At 40.6% G+C, this 16,237-nt stretch carries 17 protein-coding genes; 14 read left to right on the plus strand and 3 right to left on the minus strand.

All coding sequences use genetic code 11. From position 1 onward, the window contains the following. Positions 1–35: 35 nt before the first annotated feature. The 3 genes from flgN to flgA form a co-directional block, all read right to left on the minus strand. Complete coding sequence (flgN, locus tag DK924_RS02400) at positions 36–467, minus strand: flagellar export chaperone FlgN (RefSeq protein ID WP_033104122.1); 432 nt, start codon at positions 465–467, stop codon at positions 36–38. Continuing rightward, complete coding sequence (gene flgM / locus DK924_RS02405) at positions 460–780, minus strand: flagellar biosynthesis anti-sigma factor FlgM (protein WP_010387860.1); 321 nt, start codon at positions 778–780, stop codon at positions 460–462. The genes flgN and flgM overlap by 8 nt, the downstream gene beginning before the upstream one ends. A gap of 75 nt (positions 781–855) precedes the next feature. Beyond that, positions 856–1,563, minus strand: a complete 708-nt coding sequence (flgA, locus tag DK924_RS02410) for a flagellar basal body P-ring formation chaperone FlgA (protein WP_181388739.1) — start codon at positions 1,561–1,563, stop codon at positions 856–858. A 138-nt stretch (positions 1,564–1,701) separates the two neighbouring features. Here flgA and DK924_RS02415 point away from each other — a divergent pair, with 138 nt between their 5' ends. From DK924_RS02415 to DK924_RS02480, 14 genes are all read left to right on the plus strand, one after another. Continuing rightward, on the plus strand, positions 1,702–2,634 hold the full coding sequence (locus DK924_RS02415; protein WP_010387865.1) for a chemotaxis protein: 933 nt from the start codon (positions 1,702–1,704) through the stop codon (positions 2,632–2,634). A 20-nt stretch (positions 2,635–2,654) separates the two neighbouring features. Beyond that, positions 2,655–3,485 carry a protein-glutamate O-methyltransferase CheR gene (locus DK924_RS02420; protein WP_054201737.1) on the plus strand — a complete coding sequence of 277 codons (831 nt, stop codon included), beginning with the start codon at positions 2,655–2,657 and terminating at the stop codon, positions 3,483–3,485. Between the two features lie 128 nt (positions 3,486–3,613). Further along, complete coding sequence (flgB, locus tag DK924_RS02425; protein ID WP_109874259.1) at positions 3,614–4,024, plus strand: flagellar basal body rod protein FlgB; 411 nt, start codon at positions 3,614–3,616, stop codon at positions 4,022–4,024. 2 nt (positions 4,025–4,026) lie between these two features. Continuing rightward, entirely contained in the window at positions 4,027–4,458 is a 432-nt protein-coding gene (flgC, locus tag DK924_RS02430; protein WP_008113068.1) for a flagellar basal body rod protein FlgC, read from the plus strand. 13 nt (positions 4,459–4,471) lie between these two features. After that, the gene (locus DK924_RS02435; protein WP_021033157.1) at positions 4,472–5,149 is read left to right on the plus strand and encodes a flagellar hook assembly protein FlgD; all 678 of its coding nucleotides are present in this window, start codon (positions 4,472–4,474) and stop codon (positions 5,147–5,149) included. A gap of 57 nt (positions 5,150–5,206) precedes the next feature. Then, on the plus strand, positions 5,207–6,529 hold the full coding sequence (gene flgE, locus DK924_RS02440; RefSeq protein ID WP_010387877.1) for a flagellar hook protein FlgE: 1,323 nt from the start codon (positions 5,207–5,209) through the stop codon (positions 6,527–6,529). A gap of 132 nt (positions 6,530–6,661) precedes the next feature. Next, positions 6,662–7,405 (plus strand): flagellar basal body rod protein FlgF, encoded by a 744-nt coding sequence (locus tag DK924_RS02445; protein WP_010387878.1) that lies wholly within the window; start codon positions 6,662–6,664, stop codon positions 7,403–7,405. A 21-nt stretch (positions 7,406–7,426) separates the two neighbouring features. After that, complete coding sequence (gene flgG, locus DK924_RS02450; RefSeq protein WP_010387879.1) at positions 7,427–8,215, plus strand: flagellar basal-body rod protein FlgG; 789 nt, start codon at positions 7,427–7,429, stop codon at positions 8,213–8,215. Between the two features lie 14 nt (positions 8,216–8,229). Then, a complete protein-coding gene (gene flgH, locus DK924_RS02455; RefSeq protein ID WP_054201734.1) occupies positions 8,230–8,913 on the plus strand; it encodes a flagellar basal body L-ring protein FlgH in 684 nt (227 codons plus the stop codon). A gap of 12 nt (positions 8,914–8,925) precedes the next feature. Next, complete coding sequence (locus DK924_RS02460) at positions 8,926–10,020, plus strand: flagellar basal body P-ring protein FlgI (protein ID WP_008113075.1); 1,095 nt, start codon at positions 8,926–8,928, stop codon at positions 10,018–10,020. A 138-nt stretch (positions 10,021–10,158) separates the two neighbouring features. Continuing rightward, positions 10,159–11,154, plus strand: a complete 996-nt coding sequence (flgJ, locus tag DK924_RS02465) for a flagellar assembly peptidoglycan hydrolase FlgJ (RefSeq protein WP_109874260.1) — start codon at positions 10,159–10,161, stop codon at positions 11,152–11,154. Between the two features lies 1 nt (position 11,155). Next, positions 11,156–13,162, plus strand: a complete 2,007-nt coding sequence (flgK, locus tag DK924_RS02470) for a flagellar hook-associated protein FlgK (RefSeq protein ID WP_109874261.1) — start codon at positions 11,156–11,158, stop codon at positions 13,160–13,162. A 2-nt stretch (positions 13,163–13,164) separates the two neighbouring features. Then, positions 13,165–14,424, plus strand: coding sequence for a flagellar hook-associated protein FlgL (gene flgL, locus DK924_RS02475; protein WP_109874262.1), 1,260 nt, complete (start codon positions 13,165–13,167; stop codon positions 14,422–14,424). Positions 14,425–14,699: 275 nt separating this feature from the next. Then, positions 14,700–16,148 carry a flagellin gene (locus DK924_RS02480; protein ID WP_109874263.1) on the plus strand — a complete coding sequence of 483 codons (1,449 nt, stop codon included), beginning with the start codon at positions 14,700–14,702 and terminating at the stop codon, positions 16,146–16,148. The last annotated feature ends 89 nt before the right edge of the window (positions 16,149–16,237 follow it).

Genomic DNA, 16,237 nt, shown 5'->3' on the forward strand with positions numbered 1-16,237 from the left:
GAGTTATCGTTTAGGCGTTTTTTATGGGTATTCTTTTAGGCTTTTAGGTTACGCACAATGCTGTTGTCAGTATTAACTACGCTACCGGCTTGATCGTAGGTCATAGACGAAGGTGCGCCAATTAAAATACCCTTTAATTGCTTTACACTTAACTGCGCCTGGTGCGCTGCATGAGCGTTAACTTCATTTTGTTTTTGACACTGCTCAAGCTTTTCTCGAGTTAGCTTTATTAAGTCAGCGTTTTCATCTGTTTGCTGATCATTACTGGCAATCAGTTTACTGAGTTCTTTATCTAGGGTGCTTATGCTGGTTAAAAAAGACATTTTTTGTTGGGCAATTTCTTTTAAACCTTCGCCTCTTCGTGAGGCAATAGCATCAAGTTCTTGAGTAAGAAGCTCACTCAAGGTTGTTAAACAATTTATTTGTTCGTTTAGTTTAATCGTAATTAAACTATTGTGATCAGCCATAAACATTAAACTCGAAGTCTGCTAAATTTTTGGCAAGTTTCTCACTGTCTATTTGATACTTGCCTTCGGTAATCGCTTTTTTAAGCTCAGCAACTTTGTTGCTGTCAAAACCAGAAGACTGCTCTGCTTTTTCTTGTAAAGATTTTAATTGCTTGGCCTGCGGTGTTAAGCTCACCGAATCGCTTGCAGCTTTAGGTGAAGGCGTTTGCGCAGCTTGTGTATTTGCATTATCTCTTTTTAAATCAACTTTTTGCTGTTGAGTGTTTGTTAAAACACCAGGCTGTTGATTTGATTTGTTTACTTGACCGACCATGATAAAAACCCGTTTATTACCCAACTGATGCCTTTATATCGGCATTTACTAAAGATACTTTAGCATAAATTTACATTAAATATTTACCTGCACAGACTCTACACCATCTACCCGTGCATTTAAAACTTTACCTGTTTTTTTGTTTTCTACTCGTACTTGTTCACCTAAGGTTCCATCCTCTAATGCAACACCTGTGGTTTTTACTCTTAACCCTTTAATATTGGCAAAAATATTGACAGAGTCGCCTTTGCAAACCATACAAATTTGATTGAGTAGTACAGGCATACCTTCACGAATATTACGTTTACTGCGGCTACCAATAAGTTGCGCAGGATCATCAAGATACTGAACGCGTATAAAGTGCGCAGGGCGCATATCAATACTTAAATGGGATGGAGTAATCACTTCACCTCGTGCTAAATTGGTAGTAGCAACTACAACGGGTGCTGATTCAGTGATTCTGACATGTACGTATTGTGCCCAGTTGTCACTATCGTTACATTTTATTTGAATGGTGACCTGACGATTAAATGGGGGCTCACTTGGCGTTACTAGCTCTAGCTCAGAGTTACACTGGCGATCGGGTATGCGGGTATCTAGCGGTAACGCGCTAAACTGTATTTTGTTGTCATTTGTAGTTACTGTTTTTTGAGCAACATAAGATACAGCCATTTCCTGTAGTGATTCTTTACTAAATACTTGAGCCTTCAGTGGCAAAGTGAAGCAGAGGCTAGCAAGAAAATAAAAAACACTGTATCTTCTGGTTTTTTTTAACAAACTCATAATGTTTCGACTATGCTTATGGTTGCAAACAGGGTATAAATATTTTGCGTCAGAATTTAGACGCCCCCGTTGTGTTATGACGCTTTATTAATTGAAAGCAATTATCGTTCCTTATATTTGTTTTCTTAGGAGATTTAAATGGCCGGTATTTTAGACTCAGTAAACCAACGTACTCAGTTGGTTGGGCAAAACCGCTTAGAGTTATTGTTATTTAAGCTTAACGGACGTCAGCGCTTTGGCATTAATGTGTTTAAGGTAAGAGAAGTTCTTCAATGCCCGCCATTAACCAGCATGCCAAAATCTAACGCTTACATTCGTGGTGTAGCACATATCCGTGGCCAAACAATCTCGGTAATTGACTTATCAATGGCAGTAGGTGGTCGTCCTATTAAAAGCATCGAAGATGGCTTTATTATTATTGCAGAATATAACCGTACAGTGCAGGGCTTTTTAGTTGGTGGTGTTGAGCGGATTGTTAATATGAACTGGGAAAAAATAATGCCACCGCCATCAGGAGCGGGCCGCTATTCTTATTTAACTGCCGTGACTGAAATTGAAAATGAGCTGGTTGAAATACTCGACGTAGAAAAGATCCTAAACGAAATTTGTCCTGTCAATACTACCGTGAGTGATGATGTTGCCTCGCAAGGTAATATACAAAAAGACTTAGGCGAAAGAATTGTATTTATTGCCGATGATTCGGCCGTGGCACGAAATCAGGTTAAACGAGCGTTAGAACCTTTAGGTGTAACTACTGAACTTGCTAAAAATGGTAAAGAAGCTTTAATAAGACTAAAAGAAATTGCAGAGCTTGATTGTGTTAACGATATTACAGAGCGAGTAGGGTTACTTATTTCAGATGTAGAAATGCCAGAAATGGATGGCTATACACTCACTGCAGAAATTAAAGCAGATCCCAAACTTGCACCATTGCATGTGATTTTACACACATCGTTAAGTGGTGTGTTCAACCAAGCAATGATTGAAAAAGTAGGGGCTGACGATTTTATTGCAAAATTTAATCCAGACGAGCTTGCTACAGCCGTTAATAAGTGGGTTCATTGTGATTAATAAACATAGGTGTTATTGATTTGACTAATAAAGATTTGCAGCAAACAGAATACGATCAATTTCGCTTATTTTTAGAACAACAGTGCGGTATTGTTTTAGGTGAAAATAAGCAGTATTTGGTTAAAAGTCGCTTGGCACCATTAATGTCTCGATTTAATGTTGAATCGTTATCTGAACTGGTTAGCAAAACACTTGGCGTGCATGAGCGTCAATTGCGCGCTGCTGTTGTTGATGCCATGACAACCAACGAAACATTGTGGTTTAGAGATCAATACCCATTTGAGTTGCTCAAAACCAGATTATTCCCTGAATTTAAAGCGTTAAATAGGCCATTAAAAATATGGTCTGCTGCGAGCTCTTCAGGGCAAGAACCTTATTCAATTGCTATGTCGGTTGCTGAGTTTCAATCAAGTAGTCCTGGTGTTTTAAAAATGGGTGCACAAATAGTGGGTACTGACATCTCAAATACCATGCTGGATATGTGTAAACACGCCGAATATGATGCATTGGCACTGGCTCGCGGGCTATCTGCTGAGCGTCGTAAGAAGTTTTTTAAAGATAGCGGCAATGGTATGGCACAAGTGGTTGACTCATTGAAAAAGCAAGTGAGCTTTAGGCATTTAAATTTACTCGACTCGTACGCTTTGATGGGTAAGTTCGATATTATATTTTGCCGTAATGTTTTAATTTATTTTTCACCTGAGGTGAAAGCCAAAATAATTGCACAATTTTCTCAAGCACTTAACCCTAAGGGGTATTTATTTTTAGGTGCGTCGGAATCTATGTCTGGTTTGAGTACCGAATTTGATATGGTGCGTTGTAACCCCGGGATTATTTACCAAAAAAAATAACTACCGTTTACACCTCCCCCCTCCTAAAAACGGCGCTATAGCGTCGTTTTTTGTTTTTATCGTCACTATTTTCATTGCTGGCTTACTTATTGCTTTATTGGTACTAAGTCAATTTTTTGGAGATAGTTATGGCTATCAGTTTTGATAAAGCATTAGGCGTGCATCCGCATGCGATGTTAATCCGTTCGCAAAGAGCAGAAATGCTCGCTACTAATATCGCAAATGCTGATACGCCCGGCTATAAAGCAAAAGATATCGACTTTGCCTCAGCATTAAAAACGGCAAAGTCTAACCAACTAAGCGGCAATACGATGGTAAGAACCAACGAAAAACACATTGCCGGTGGTACCCGTAGTGTAGGTGGAAGTGAACTATTTCGTACGCCAAATCAAACAGATACAGGTGATGGTAACTCTGTTGATATACAAGTGGAACGGAACTTGTATACACAGAATGCTATGGAGTATCAGGCCAGTGTCCAGTTTCTTAATGGTAAATTTAAAGGCCTGAAAAAAGCCCTCGGTAGTCAAGGAGCCTAATTATGAGTTTATATAATGTGTTTGATATTGCAGGTTCGGGTATGAGCGCGCAAAACGTGCGATTAAATACCACCGCAAGTAATATCTCTAATGCCAATACAATTAGCTCTTCACAAAATGAAACGTACCGAGCGCGACAACCTGTATTTGCTGCGGAGCTAACAAAAGCGTCAGCGTCAGCAAGCAACCCACAGGGCTCTGCCGTTGGTGTGAAAGTGTTAGGAGTGGTTGAGAGTGATAAACCACTACAAATTGAATATAACCCAAACCACCCGAGTGCGGATGAAAATGGTTACATTTATAAACCCAACGTGAATGTTGTTGAGGAGATGGCAAATATGATTTCTGCGTCTCGCTCTTATCAGACAAATGTTCAAGTTGCTGATGCAGCTAAGCAAATGTTAAGTAAAACACTGCTGTTAGGTCAGCGGTAACTGAGGGTAGCTCATGAGTAACGATATTAGTACTTCTTCATCCTACATGGACTCTTTACGTTGGCAAGATAAGCAAGTGCCACAAAAAGAGGATAGTGATGCGTTAACCCAAGAAGATTTCTTTTCGTTGTTAACACAGCAGTTGTCATATCAAGATCCCAGCAAACCAGCTGATAACGATCAGATGATTGCACAAATGACAAACTTTACCATGGCTGAAGGAATATCAAATTTAAACTCTAATTTTGAGTCTTTAGCTGCGTCGATGACATCAAATTCGGCATTGCAAGCATCAACACTGGTTGGCAAACAAGCGCTGTTGGAATCGAATACACTTGAGCTTAATGAGTCGGGTGAATCAAGAGGTTCTGTTGTAGCTGAAAAGCCAGTCGATAGTTTAATGATTCGCATTGAAGATGCATCCGGGCAGTTGGTTAAAACTATAGATTTAGGCACTCAGCCCGCAGGAGCCATTCGCTTTGCATGGGATGGTAAAAATGAAGCGGGTGAACGGCTACCACCTGGTGAATACAACATCAAAGCAGAAGGTAGCACAAATGGGGAATTTTCAAGCCTTCCATTAGCTACATTCAAAAATATCGAAAGTGTTAATATTAATGGCTCAAGCGGCATTATTATTAACACAAAAGAAGGTGCGGTTAGGCTGACTGATGTCGCAGAAATCGCGTAATAGATTTTATGTATTTTTTAGCCATCGGGCTAAATACTTTTAGGTTAGAGGTTAATTATGAGCTTCAATATTGCATTAACAGGCCTTGCTGCCGCACAAAAAGATTTAGATGTTACCGCCAATAACATTGCCAACGTAAATACCACGGGCTTTAAAGAGTCTCGCGCTGAATTTGCTGATGTATACGCATCTTCGGTATTTAGCGCAGGTAAAACGAAAAATGGTGATGGTGTGCAAACCACCATGGTTGCCCAGCAGTTTCATCAAGGGTCGCTGCAGTTTACTAATAACTCTCTGGATTTAGCGATCACAGGTGAGGGTTACTTTGCAACAAGTAATGACTTAGGCTCTTTAGATTTTAGTTATACTCGCGCAGGTGCGTTTAAGCTTAATAAAGACAACTTTGTAGTTGATGCTAAAGGAAACTTCTTACAGAGTTTTCCGGTGAATGAGGTTACAGGCAGTACCACTTCGGTTAGTTTAAGTACATCTTCTGCATTGCAAATACCTGATTCATCAGGCTCTCCGCGCTCTACTTCAAACGTTTATACGTCGTTCAATGTTGATTCGCGTGACGATGTTATAGCTGTGCCATTTGATGCAACAGATGGCACTACTTATAACTCTTCGACTTCAACCACAGTTTACGACTCACTAGGTGAGCCGCATGTAATGCAGTTTTATTTTGTTAAAACTGCACCAAACGAATGGCAAGTGCATGGTACATTGGATCAAAAACCGTTTGATGCTACCGGTGCCGCAACGGCAACTCCAAGCCCACTCAGTACGTTTGGATTTAACGCAAGCGGTACGCCAGAAACAACCAATGGCGCACCTATTACAGGAAGTACCTTTGATGATGTAAATTTAAATACTGCTAACTTTTCAGGATTATTAACCAACGGTGCACAGTTTAATGACATTGCAATTCAGTGGCGCGACGAGGCAGGTACTGCAGGTAAAATACCTACTCAATATGCAAATAGATTTGAAGTAAAAGCACTAGAGCAAGATGGTGCGACAGTGGGTCGCTTAGCGGGTATTGACATTGGTACTGATGGAAAAGTCGTTGCATCGTACAGTAATGGCGACACTTCATATTTGGGTCAAGTAGCCATGGTTAGGTTTGCAAACTCACAAGGTTTACAACAGGTGGGTGATACTTCATGGAAAAAAAGTTTAACCTCAGGTGAGCCTATAGCAGGAGAACCGGGAACAGGAACTTTAGGCAAAGTCAATTCTTCAGCGCTCGAGCAATCAAATACAAACTTAACCACAGAGCTGGTTGATTTGATTAGTGCGCAGCGTAACTTCCAAGCAAACTCTCGTGCGCTTGAAGTGAATTCAACGCTTCAACAAAATATCTTACAGATCCGATAATCATATTTTGATTTATAAAGGCTGCTTAATGCAGCCTTTTTTATTCCTCCTTAAAATCTTATTCATACTTAAATTTAATCTGGCACTTATATTGCATTTACCCATATATAGATTTCTTAATGAGTCGATGTTATGGATAAAATGGTCTACATAGCGGCATCTGGCGCTAAACAAAGCATGCAAGGGCTTGCTCTTAAAGCCAATAATTTGGCAAATGCGAATACCACTGGGTTTAAATCTGATTTTGCGCAAGCGCGATCAATGCAGGCTTTCGGTGAAGGTTTGCCGACTCGTGTTTTTGCTATGCAAGAGCGCCCAGGATCTAACATGACATCGGGCGGTATTGTGGAAACAGGTCGCAGCCTTGATATCGCTATGAGCGATAACGCCTGGCTGAGTGTTCAGGATGCCTCTGGTAATGAAGCCTATACAAAAGTGGGCTCGTTAAATATCACTGCTGAAGGTATGTTGACTACCAGCGACGGTCGTCAAGTTATTGGCGAAGGTGGGCCTGTCATATTACCTGTACCGATTGAAAAAATTGAATTTAGCAAAGATGGCACTATTCAAGTACGCCCTCAAGGTGCACCGGCTAACTTTTTAGAAGAAGTTGATCGGCTAAAAGTGGTTGATGCAAACAACGCCACGCTCGAGAAGGGTAACGATGGCTTATTCAGAGCTAAACCAGGCCAAATAGTTGAAACATCAGCCAATGTACAAGTATTAGGTGGCACATTAGAAAAGTCGAATGTAAACCCTGTGCATGAAATGGTCGATATGATCAGTCACCAACGCCAATTTGAATTACAAGTAAAACTGATGAAAACAGCTGAAGAGATTGACGAACGTCAAGAACAGCTGATGCGCATCGTTTAACTTTAACGTGAGGATATTATTATGAATCCAGCATTATGGATAAGTAAAACAGGGCTTGACGCTCAACAAACTGATATATCGGTTATATCAAATAACTTAGCGAATGCCAGTACAGTGGGTTACAAAAAAAGCCGCGCTATTTTTGAAGACTTGCTTTACCAAAATATTAATCAACCAGGCGGTCGCTCATCGCAAGACACCGAAATGCCGTCAGGCTTAATGCTTGGCGCGGGTACTAAGGTGGTGGCTAACCAAAAAAACTTTTCGCAAGGTAATATGCTCACCACTGAAAATTCATTAGATTGGATGATTTCAGGTCCTGGCTTTTTTGAAGTATTACAGCCAGATGGCAATATTGCTTATTCGCGTAATGGCCAGTTTACTACCGACGGCGACGGGCGTGTTGTAACCTCGGGCGCTGGTTATGTTGTTCAGCCTGAAATGAATGTACCTGACGATGCACAGTCGATCACCGTATCTCAAGATGGTGAAGTGTCAGTTCGCGTTAAAGGTCAGGCCGAAAACGTGGTTATTGGTCAAATCACGATTAGTGATTTTATTAATCCGTCGGGCCTTGAGCCTATAGGGCAAAACTTATATACCGAAACCGCGGTAAGCGGTGCGCCTGTTCAAGGTAACCCGGGTGTTGAAGGTTTAGGCACGATTATTCAAGGTTCACTGGAAACATCAAATGTAAATGTGACCGAAGAATTAGTTAATTTGATTGAAACGCAGCGCGTTTATGAGATGAACTCAAAAGTGATCTCAGCCGTTGATGAAATGATGAGTTATATCAATCAACAGTTATAGTTTTGGGGGGTTGTATGCGTAATGTTATGTTATTTACAGTAGGGACTTTACTATTAAGTGGTTGTGTAGCTACACAAAATAATGAGGTAGTACAAGACGATCCCTATTATGCACCTATGTATCCAGAGCCTAATATGGAGCCAGTAGTCGCAACCGGCTCTTTGTTCAGCACACAATTATCGAATGACCTATATGCCGATAAAAAAGCACTGCGAACAGGCGATATCATTACTGTTAAATTACAAGAGTCGACCCAAGCGACTAAAGCAGCTAAAACTGAAACAGATAAAGAAACCGATGCCAGCCTCGACCCTGTTATTGGCTTAGGTGGTTTGCCGGTAAATATTGGTGGCGATAGTATTCAATTTGGTATTGGTAGTGACTCCTCATTTAAAGGTGACTCAAAATCAAATCAATCAAACAGCTTAGTTGGCGATATTTCGGTTAACGTGATGCGAGTACTACCAAATGGTAATTTAGTAATTCGCGGTGAAAAATGGCTAACGTTAAACACCGGTGAAGAATTTATTCGCCTAGAAGGGTTAGTGCGTCCGCAAGATGTCAATGCCGATAATACTGTTGAGTCTAATCGAATTGCGAATGCACGTATTCAGTATTCAGGTAAGGGTCAAACTCAAGAGGCACAAAGCCCGGGTTGGTTAACGCGTTTCTTTAGTAGCTCATTGTTTCCCTTTTAGAGGACATTCGACATGAATGGTTTTAAAGTTTTTTGTTTTATGGTGCTACTAGGCTGGCAATTTACTGCCAGTGCTGAGCGAATTAAAGATGTATCTATGGTCGAAGGGGTGCGCTCAAACCAATTAGTCGGGTATGGATTGGTAGTGGGTTTACCGGGAACTGGTGAGCAAAGCCGTTTTACCGAGCAAAGCTTTAAAGGCATGCTCAATAGTTTTGGTATTACGTTACCAGCTAGTTTAAAGCCAAAAATTAAAAATGTTGCAGCGGTTGCTGTTCATGCTGAACTCCCGCCATTTAGAAAGCCAGGGCAGACTATTGATATAACCGTATCATCGATTGGCAGTGCAGGCAGCTTGCGCGGTGGCACATTATTACAAACATTCTTAAAAGGGGTTGATGGTAATGTTTACGCCATCGCTCAAGGCAGTTTAATTGTAGGTGGCCTAGGTGCTGAGGGGCTTGATGGCAGTCGCGTTGTGATTAATACGCCAACGGTAGGACGCGTGCCAAATGGTGCAACCGTTGAGCGTGCTGTTAAAAGCCCATTTATGCAAAATGACTATATTACTTTTAATTTAAACCGCCCTGATTTTACTACTGCTAAACGTTTAGAGAAAACTATTAATGATTTAATTGGTCCAAATAGCGCTCAAGCACTCGATGCAGCCTCTATTCGCGTTATTGCCCCACGTGATGCCTCGCAGCGCGTATCGTACTTATCAACTCTTGAAAACTTAGAGTTTAAACCAGCGGATACTTCGGCAAAAATAATTGTTAACTCACGTACTGGCACCATTGTTATAGGTAAAAATGTAAAATTACAACCTGCGGCAATTACCCACGGTGGTTTAACAGTAACGATTGCGGAACAACAAAATGTAGCGCAGCCAAATCCTTTAGCAGAGGGTGAAACCGTGGTTACTCAGCAAAGTATTATTGATGTTAATCAAGATGATTCACGCGCTTTTGTATTTGACCCTGGTGTAAGTCTTGATGACTTAGTACGTGCAATTAATGAAGTAGGAGCTGCCCCGGGTGATTTAATGGCTATTCTTGAAGCGCTCAAAGAAGCCGGTGCAATTAATGGTCAACTTGTTGTAATTTAATCTTTTTAAAAAACACCGTTTAAAATTTTATTGCGGTGTTTTTTACTTTTTATTCCTTCTTACTCCTACCCTTGAAAGTCTCGCTGGCTCAATTATTGCATTGCTTTAGGTATTATTAATTATTGTGTCAAAAAGCTGATGGAAACAAATCATCTAGATAAACAAAACTTTTTTGATTTAGGCAACTTAGACTCTTTGCGTCGAGATGCTCTAAACAGCGGTGATGCATCAACCGATGCATCTAAAGCGGCGTTAAAAAAAGCAGCGGCACAATTTGAAGCTATTTTCACCCAAATGCTGCTTAAAAGTATGCGCAAAGCCAATGAAGCTTTCGAAGATAAAGAAAGCCCGTTTAATGCTAGTGGCGTGAAGTTTTTTGAAGAAATGCACGACCAACAGATGGCTACCGAGCTTTCATCAAATGGCTCTTTGGGTCTTGCAGATTTAATTGTGCAGCAATTATCGCCAGATGGAAAAAACTTTATGCCAGGCTCTGTTCTTCGCACAACGTCAGATTTCTTTAGTGACCAACGTGCGGGTGGCACCTTACCTCATCAAGAAAACCAAAAGGTCACTGAAAAAGTACCGCTCGTTGATTCAACTGAAAAAAGCGAACAAAACATAGCGTCTGACACATTTGAAAATGCTGAGGAATTTGTAAGCACCGTGTGGGAACACGCAAAAACAGCGGCTAAAAAAATTGGTTTAAATCCGGCGGTTATGGTCGCACAAGCAGCATTAGAAACTGGCTGGGGTAAACATATTATTAGTAAAGGTGATGGTAATAGCTCAAACAATTTATTCAATATTAAGTCAGATAAAAGTTGGCAGGGTGAAAAGGCCAGTAAAGTCACTTTAGAGTTTGAGCAAGGTGCTGCAGTTAAAAAGCAAGCAAGCTTTAGAGCGTATGATTCGATAAAAGATAGCGTGAATGATTTTGTGGATTTTTTAACACAGAACCCGCGCTATCAAGATGCATTAAACAATACGGCAAAGCCGCATAAATTTTTAGACTCTTTACAGCAAGCTGGTTATGCAACCGATCCTAACTATGCAGACAAAATAAAAAGAGTGCTGAACAGTAACGAATTGAAGAATATCGCCACAAGCGTGATCCGCCAGGGAGTAGAGTAACATGTCGTTTAATTTATTAAATATTGCTAATTCAGGAATAAGAGCAAACTCTGAGTTATTGCAAACGACAAGTAAAAACATTGCAAATGTTAATACCGAAGGGTATGTACGTGAGCGCACCGAATTTACCACCATGATTGATAATCAGGTAGGCCGTGGTCAAACGTATCGTTTATTGAATGAGTTTGCGCAAAAGCAATTAAACCGAGATACTTCAAATAAAAGTTTTTTTGATCAATTTGTTAGTGAAGCGAGTCGGGTTGATCAAATTTTTTCAGAAAAATCAAACAGCTTATCAACTAGTATCAACTCAATGTTTAATAACGTGCAAGAAGCTCTTAATCAACCTTCATCAACAGTTGCTCGTTCGTTGGTGATGAGTGATGCGCAAAACCTGATTGATCAAATGGACAGGCTTGCAGGTATTGTTTCAGAGCAAAAAGCGGTGGTTAATGAGCAATTAGAGATTTTTTCAGAAGAGGCGAATACGTTAATCGAAAGTATTAGTTCGTTAAATCAAGAAATTGCGGGTGTTCATGGTACTAAAAACGAAGCCGATGCGAGCTCAGCTTACAATGAGCGTGATAAAGCAATACGTGATTTATCTGAGCTGATTGATATAGAAACACTTGATGGCCCTAATGGTGAAAAACAAGTGTTTATGGGTACAGGTGAAGCGGTTGTTATGCAAAATGGGTCATTTAACTTATTTTCGATTAGTGGCGATCCTGATGCTAACTTTAAAGAGCTACGTTTAGATGTAAATGGCGGTAAGGCTGTGCCATTAGATATAGACCCTACTAAACTCAAAGGTAAAATTGGCGGTTTATTGGCATTTAGAGACGATATTTTGGTGCCTGCACAAAATCAAATAGGCCAGATGGGTATTGCGCTTGCTGATTCGTTTAATCAGCAAAACCGTCTAGGTATGGATGCAAACGGTGAGCTCGGAGGGGATATTTTTGATATTCCAACGGTCAGTGCTTTTGTTTATCAAGCAAACACCGGAACAGCTAATATGTCAGCAACCGTTGAGGCAGGTAAAGGCAGTGAACTGCCAGCCAGTGACTTTGTGATTACATATACAGGTAATCCTAACGAAGTAAGTATTCAGCCAATTGATAATAAAGGTGAACCTTTAGGCACAGCCTCTTTAGCAACTATCCCACCCAGTGGCATTATCGATTCAGCAGCTATCACCAGCGGGGAGTCGTTTGGTTTAGAGCTAAACGTAACCGGAGCCGGTAATGCCGGTGACCAATTTCAGGTAAAACTTAATAGTGGCGCGGCTGGCAATATATCGCTGACAACAGGTCGAGGTGAGGACATTGCATTGGCCTCCCCAATTAGAACATCAGACGGCCTTGATAATACAGGTACAGGGACTATTTCACCGGGTAATGTTACCGATGTAACCACTGGCAGCTTTAGTAATCCTTTGGGTTTAGCAAATGGCCCTATTAGCATTGTTAAAACAGCTAATGCTAACGAATATCAACTTACTGATGGTAATGGCACAACTACGTTTACAGTTACACCGCCTGCTAACAATATACTCGCTCAAGCCGGGGCACCATACGATGGTTATGGTTTTGACTTTAATATTGAAGGCGTACCAGCAATGGGCGATACCTTTAATTTAGAATTTAATGAAGGCGGTTTTGATGATAACCGCAACGGCCAAAAACTTGCTGACTTACAAAATACTGATTTAGTACGTCAAAATGTAGTAGCGAGCGCATCAGCTGATAATCATAAAACATTGAATCAGGCCTATGCTGGATTAGTCACCGATGTTGGTGTGGTAACCAGTCAAGCAAAAACCAATGGTGCTGCATTTGATGCTTTAGCACAACAATCAGAAGCCTGGTACGAATCGTTGTCGGGCGTAAACTTAGATGAAGAGGCGGCTAATTTGCTGCGCTTCCAGCAATCTTATGCTGCTTCTGCACAAGTATTAACTGCAGCGAGAGCTATTTTTGACACCTTATTGAGTGCGGCGAGGTAATTATGCGTTTATCAAATAATTTAATGTATCAAAATAACATTAATAAAATACTTGAGAATCAACAAAATGTAGCTGGTGCGCAGGAGCGCGTTAATACAGGTCAAAAATATTTGAGTACCTCTGAAAACCCTGCTGCTATTTCGCAAGGTATGTTGTACACCAATAAAATAGAAACTAATGAGCAGCTGACGAAGAATATTAATCAGCTAAAGGGGCGTTTAGAAACCGAAGAAAGTTTATTACAAGGTATGAACGACACTATTTTAGAAGCGCAAATGTTAACTATACGAGCGGGCAATGGTTCGTTAGATGAAGGTGATTTGGCTTCAGTTGCCAGTGAACTAAAAGAACTGCAAAAATCACTGCTTAACTTAATGAATAGTCAATCTGAAGGAGGGAAATACCTTTTCTCTGGCTATCAAGACGATATTCAAACTTATACATTTAATAGCACCAATGGCAAATACGAATATCAAGGCGATCAAGGCCAACACGAAGTGACGATCGCAAAAGGCGTTGAGATCAAATCAAGCGATAATGGCTTTAATGTATTTGAACGAGTTGATGCGCGACTCGATGTAGTTTCAAACGATGGAACGCCAACAGGCGGCATTACCGCTGGAACTGTTTATGTTGAAAACCAAGGCGAGTTTGACCGTTTTCATAAAGATAATTTTAACTCAGACCCAGATCCGCTTATTTCTCCAACGATCAATACCTATAACGTTAATGTTATCCCTGGTGCAACGCCTTCAGCGCCTGATCAATATGAAATATTACGTGATGGTAACCCTCTTGTACCACCCGTTACGGGTGAAGTAACCGATGAGCCGATTGAATTTGCAGGTATGGAAATTCAACTTGAGGGGGCAGCACCTGGGCAGCTTGATTTCACCCTTGAGAAACCAAGCAAAGAAAATGTATTGAATACACTGGAAGATTTGATCATTAGCCTAAATGACGAACAACTTGATGAAGCGCAAATTAACCAAGCATTATCGGATGGTTTAATTCAGCTTAAAAATGCTAGTGAACAAATTGTATTTACACAAGCTGGTTTAGGTGGACGCATGAATGTGGTTGAGCGTGTGACCGATTCAAACAGTGCGCTGGATATTAATAATCAAGAAAACAGATCTAGCCTAATTGAGATTGATGCCGCTGAAGCCATCAGCGATCTTACTAAACATGAGTCTGGTTTACAGGCTTCACAAGCGACTTTTGGTCGCTTGGCTAAACTTTCATTATTCGATTATTTATAAATACCATCCAAGGCAGGTTATTACTTTATGAGAAAAGTAGGTAATAACTTGCCTTAACGAAGCGGCAAAAAACTGTCACCCCCTTTTTATCTTCTGTCAAAAAATCGCTCACTTCTGACTAAAAGCCTCAATAAGTGTTATTTAGTTGTTTTAAAACATAAGGTTAATCTTTTTTTACTAGTTGGCACAACTAATGCATTTAGCTAGTTATAGAAAGTGTGGTTTTTGCTTAAATATTTTGAACCACATTCTGATTGAAACTAGGAGATGGTAAAATGGCTTTAAGCGTAAATACAAATGTTGCATCACTTAATGGGCAACGCAATCTATCTAAATCTAGCATGGCACTTGAAACCTCAATGCAGAGACTATCATCTGGTTTGCGTATTAATAGCGCAAAAGACGATGCTGCAGGTTTACAAATTGCCAACCGACTAACGTCTCAGGTTAATGGCCTAACGGTTGCTCAGCGTAATGCCAACGATGGTATTTCAATGGCGCAAACCGCTGAGGGTGCGATGCAAGAGTCTGCAAACATCTTACAACGTATGCGTGACTTATCACTGCAATCAGCGAATGGTTCAAACAGTGCAGTTGACCGTGCATCTCTACAAAAAGAAGTAAGTGCATTACAGCAAGAGCTAACTCGTATCGCAGACACCACCAAATTTGGTGGTACCAGCTTACTTGACGGTACATTTGGTACCAAACAATTCCAAGTGGGTGCAAATGCGAATGAAACTATTAATGTAAGTTTGCGTAATGTAGCAGCAGACTCAATTGGTGCGCATGAAATTAAAGGGCCAGCGAATGCTACTGCAGCAAATACAGCATTGGGTGATGTACAAACTGTAAACTTAGCAACCAATCATGGTACCAGTGCTGATACTATTAATATTAACGGTACAGATATTGTTGTTGCTGGTGGTTCTGGTGCAGCTGTTATTGCTGATACAATTAATCAGTCAGGCGCTGGCGTGGTTGCAGAGGCAAAAATTGATACTACCTTTGCAGGTATTGGCTCTAAGAGTACGGGTGTTATTGAAATTAAAAAGAATGGCGATATAGAGAAGTCATTTGATTTAGGTACCTACGGTGGCGATATGGAGCGTTTAGCTAGCGACATGCAGCAAGCCGGTTATGATGCTATATATGACCCTGCAACTGAAGAAATTGCTTTTAAAGCAACCGATGTTGATGGTATCGATATTACTGGAACTGACGTAAGTGGCTTTACTGTAGGTGGAACTGCAGTAACAACAGTAGCTAACTCTTTTAGTGTTTCTGCTGAGTTAAACTTATCATCAGCAAATAAAATTGGTATTTCAGGTACAACTGCAAACGAGTTATTTGGTACAGGTACGGCAGCAATACAGTCTACAGGTGGTACTAGTTCACTAACAAGTATTGAAAGTGTCGATATTTCAGGTTCGACTTCGGAAGGTGCTCAAAATGCTATTAAAGCAATTGATGCAGCATTAGCGCAAATTGATGCACAACGAGCTGACTTAGGTGCGGTTCAAAACCGCTTTGGCTTTACTATTGCCAACCTTGCAAACGTATCTGAAAACGTTTCAGCTTCACGTAGCCGTATTCAAGATACCGACTATGCGCTTGAAACGGCAACACTGACTAAAAACCAAATTATGCAACAAGCAGGTACTACGATACTGTCGCAAGCAAACCAGTTACCTCAGGCTGCATTAAGTCTTTTAGGTGGCTAATATCCACTAACTATAAAAAAGCCAAGCAAATATGCTTGGCTTTTTTGTTTTAATTTCAATCAACTAAAAGTTTTTACTGTTTTTATTAA

Origin of the sequence: Pseudoalteromonas sp. meg-B1 (assembly GCF_003173795.1) — a bacterium.
Lineage (GTDB): Bacteria > Pseudomonadota > Gammaproteobacteria > Enterobacterales > Alteromonadaceae > Pseudoalteromonas > Pseudoalteromonas undina.

Coding starts and splice junctions, on each gene's coding strand:
- flgM (WP_010387860.1), bottom strand. CDS start 780: ATGGTCGGTCAAGTAAACAAATCAAATCAACAGCCTGGTGTTTTAACA.
- DK924_RS02445 (WP_010387878.1), top strand. CDS start 6,662: ATGGATAAAATGGTCTACATAGCGGCATCTGGCGCTAAACAAAGCATG.
- flgG (WP_010387879.1), top strand. CDS start 7,427: ATGAATCCAGCATTATGGATAAGTAAAACAGGGCTTGACGCTCAACAA.
- flgC (WP_008113068.1), top strand. CDS start 4,027: ATGAGTTTATATAATGTGTTTGATATTGCAGGTTCGGGTATGAGCGCG.
- DK924_RS02435 (WP_021033157.1), top strand. CDS start 4,472: ATGAGTAACGATATTAGTACTTCTTCATCCTACATGGACTCTTTACGT.
- flgK (WP_109874261.1), top strand. CDS start 11,156: ATGTCGTTTAATTTATTAAATATTGCTAATTCAGGAATAAGAGCAAAC.
- flgH (WP_054201734.1), top strand. CDS start 8,230: ATGCGTAATGTTATGTTATTTACAGTAGGGACTTTACTATTAAGTGGT.
- flgL (WP_109874262.1), top strand. CDS start 13,165: ATGCGTTTATCAAATAATTTAATGTATCAAAATAACATTAATAAAATA.
- DK924_RS02480 (WP_109874263.1), top strand. CDS start 14,700: ATGGCTTTAAGCGTAAATACAAATGTTGCATCACTTAATGGGCAACGC.
- DK924_RS02415 (WP_010387865.1), top strand. CDS start 1,702: ATGGCCGGTATTTTAGACTCAGTAAACCAACGTACTCAGTTGGTTGGG.
- flgA (WP_181388739.1), bottom strand. CDS start 1,563: ATGAGTTTGTTAAAAAAAACCAGAAGATACAGTGTTTTTTATTTTCTT.
- flgB (WP_109874259.1), top strand. CDS start 3,614: ATGGCTATCAGTTTTGATAAAGCATTAGGCGTGCATCCGCATGCGATG.
- DK924_RS02460 (WP_008113075.1), top strand. CDS start 8,926: ATGAATGGTTTTAAAGTTTTTTGTTTTATGGTGCTACTAGGCTGGCAA.
- flgJ (WP_109874260.1), top strand. CDS start 10,159: ATGGAAACAAATCATCTAGATAAACAAAACTTTTTTGATTTAGGCAAC.
- flgN (WP_033104122.1), bottom strand. CDS start 467: ATGGCTGATCACAATAGTTTAATTACGATTAAACTAAACGAACAAATA.
- flgE (WP_010387877.1), top strand. CDS start 5,207: ATGAGCTTCAATATTGCATTAACAGGCCTTGCTGCCGCACAAAAAGAT.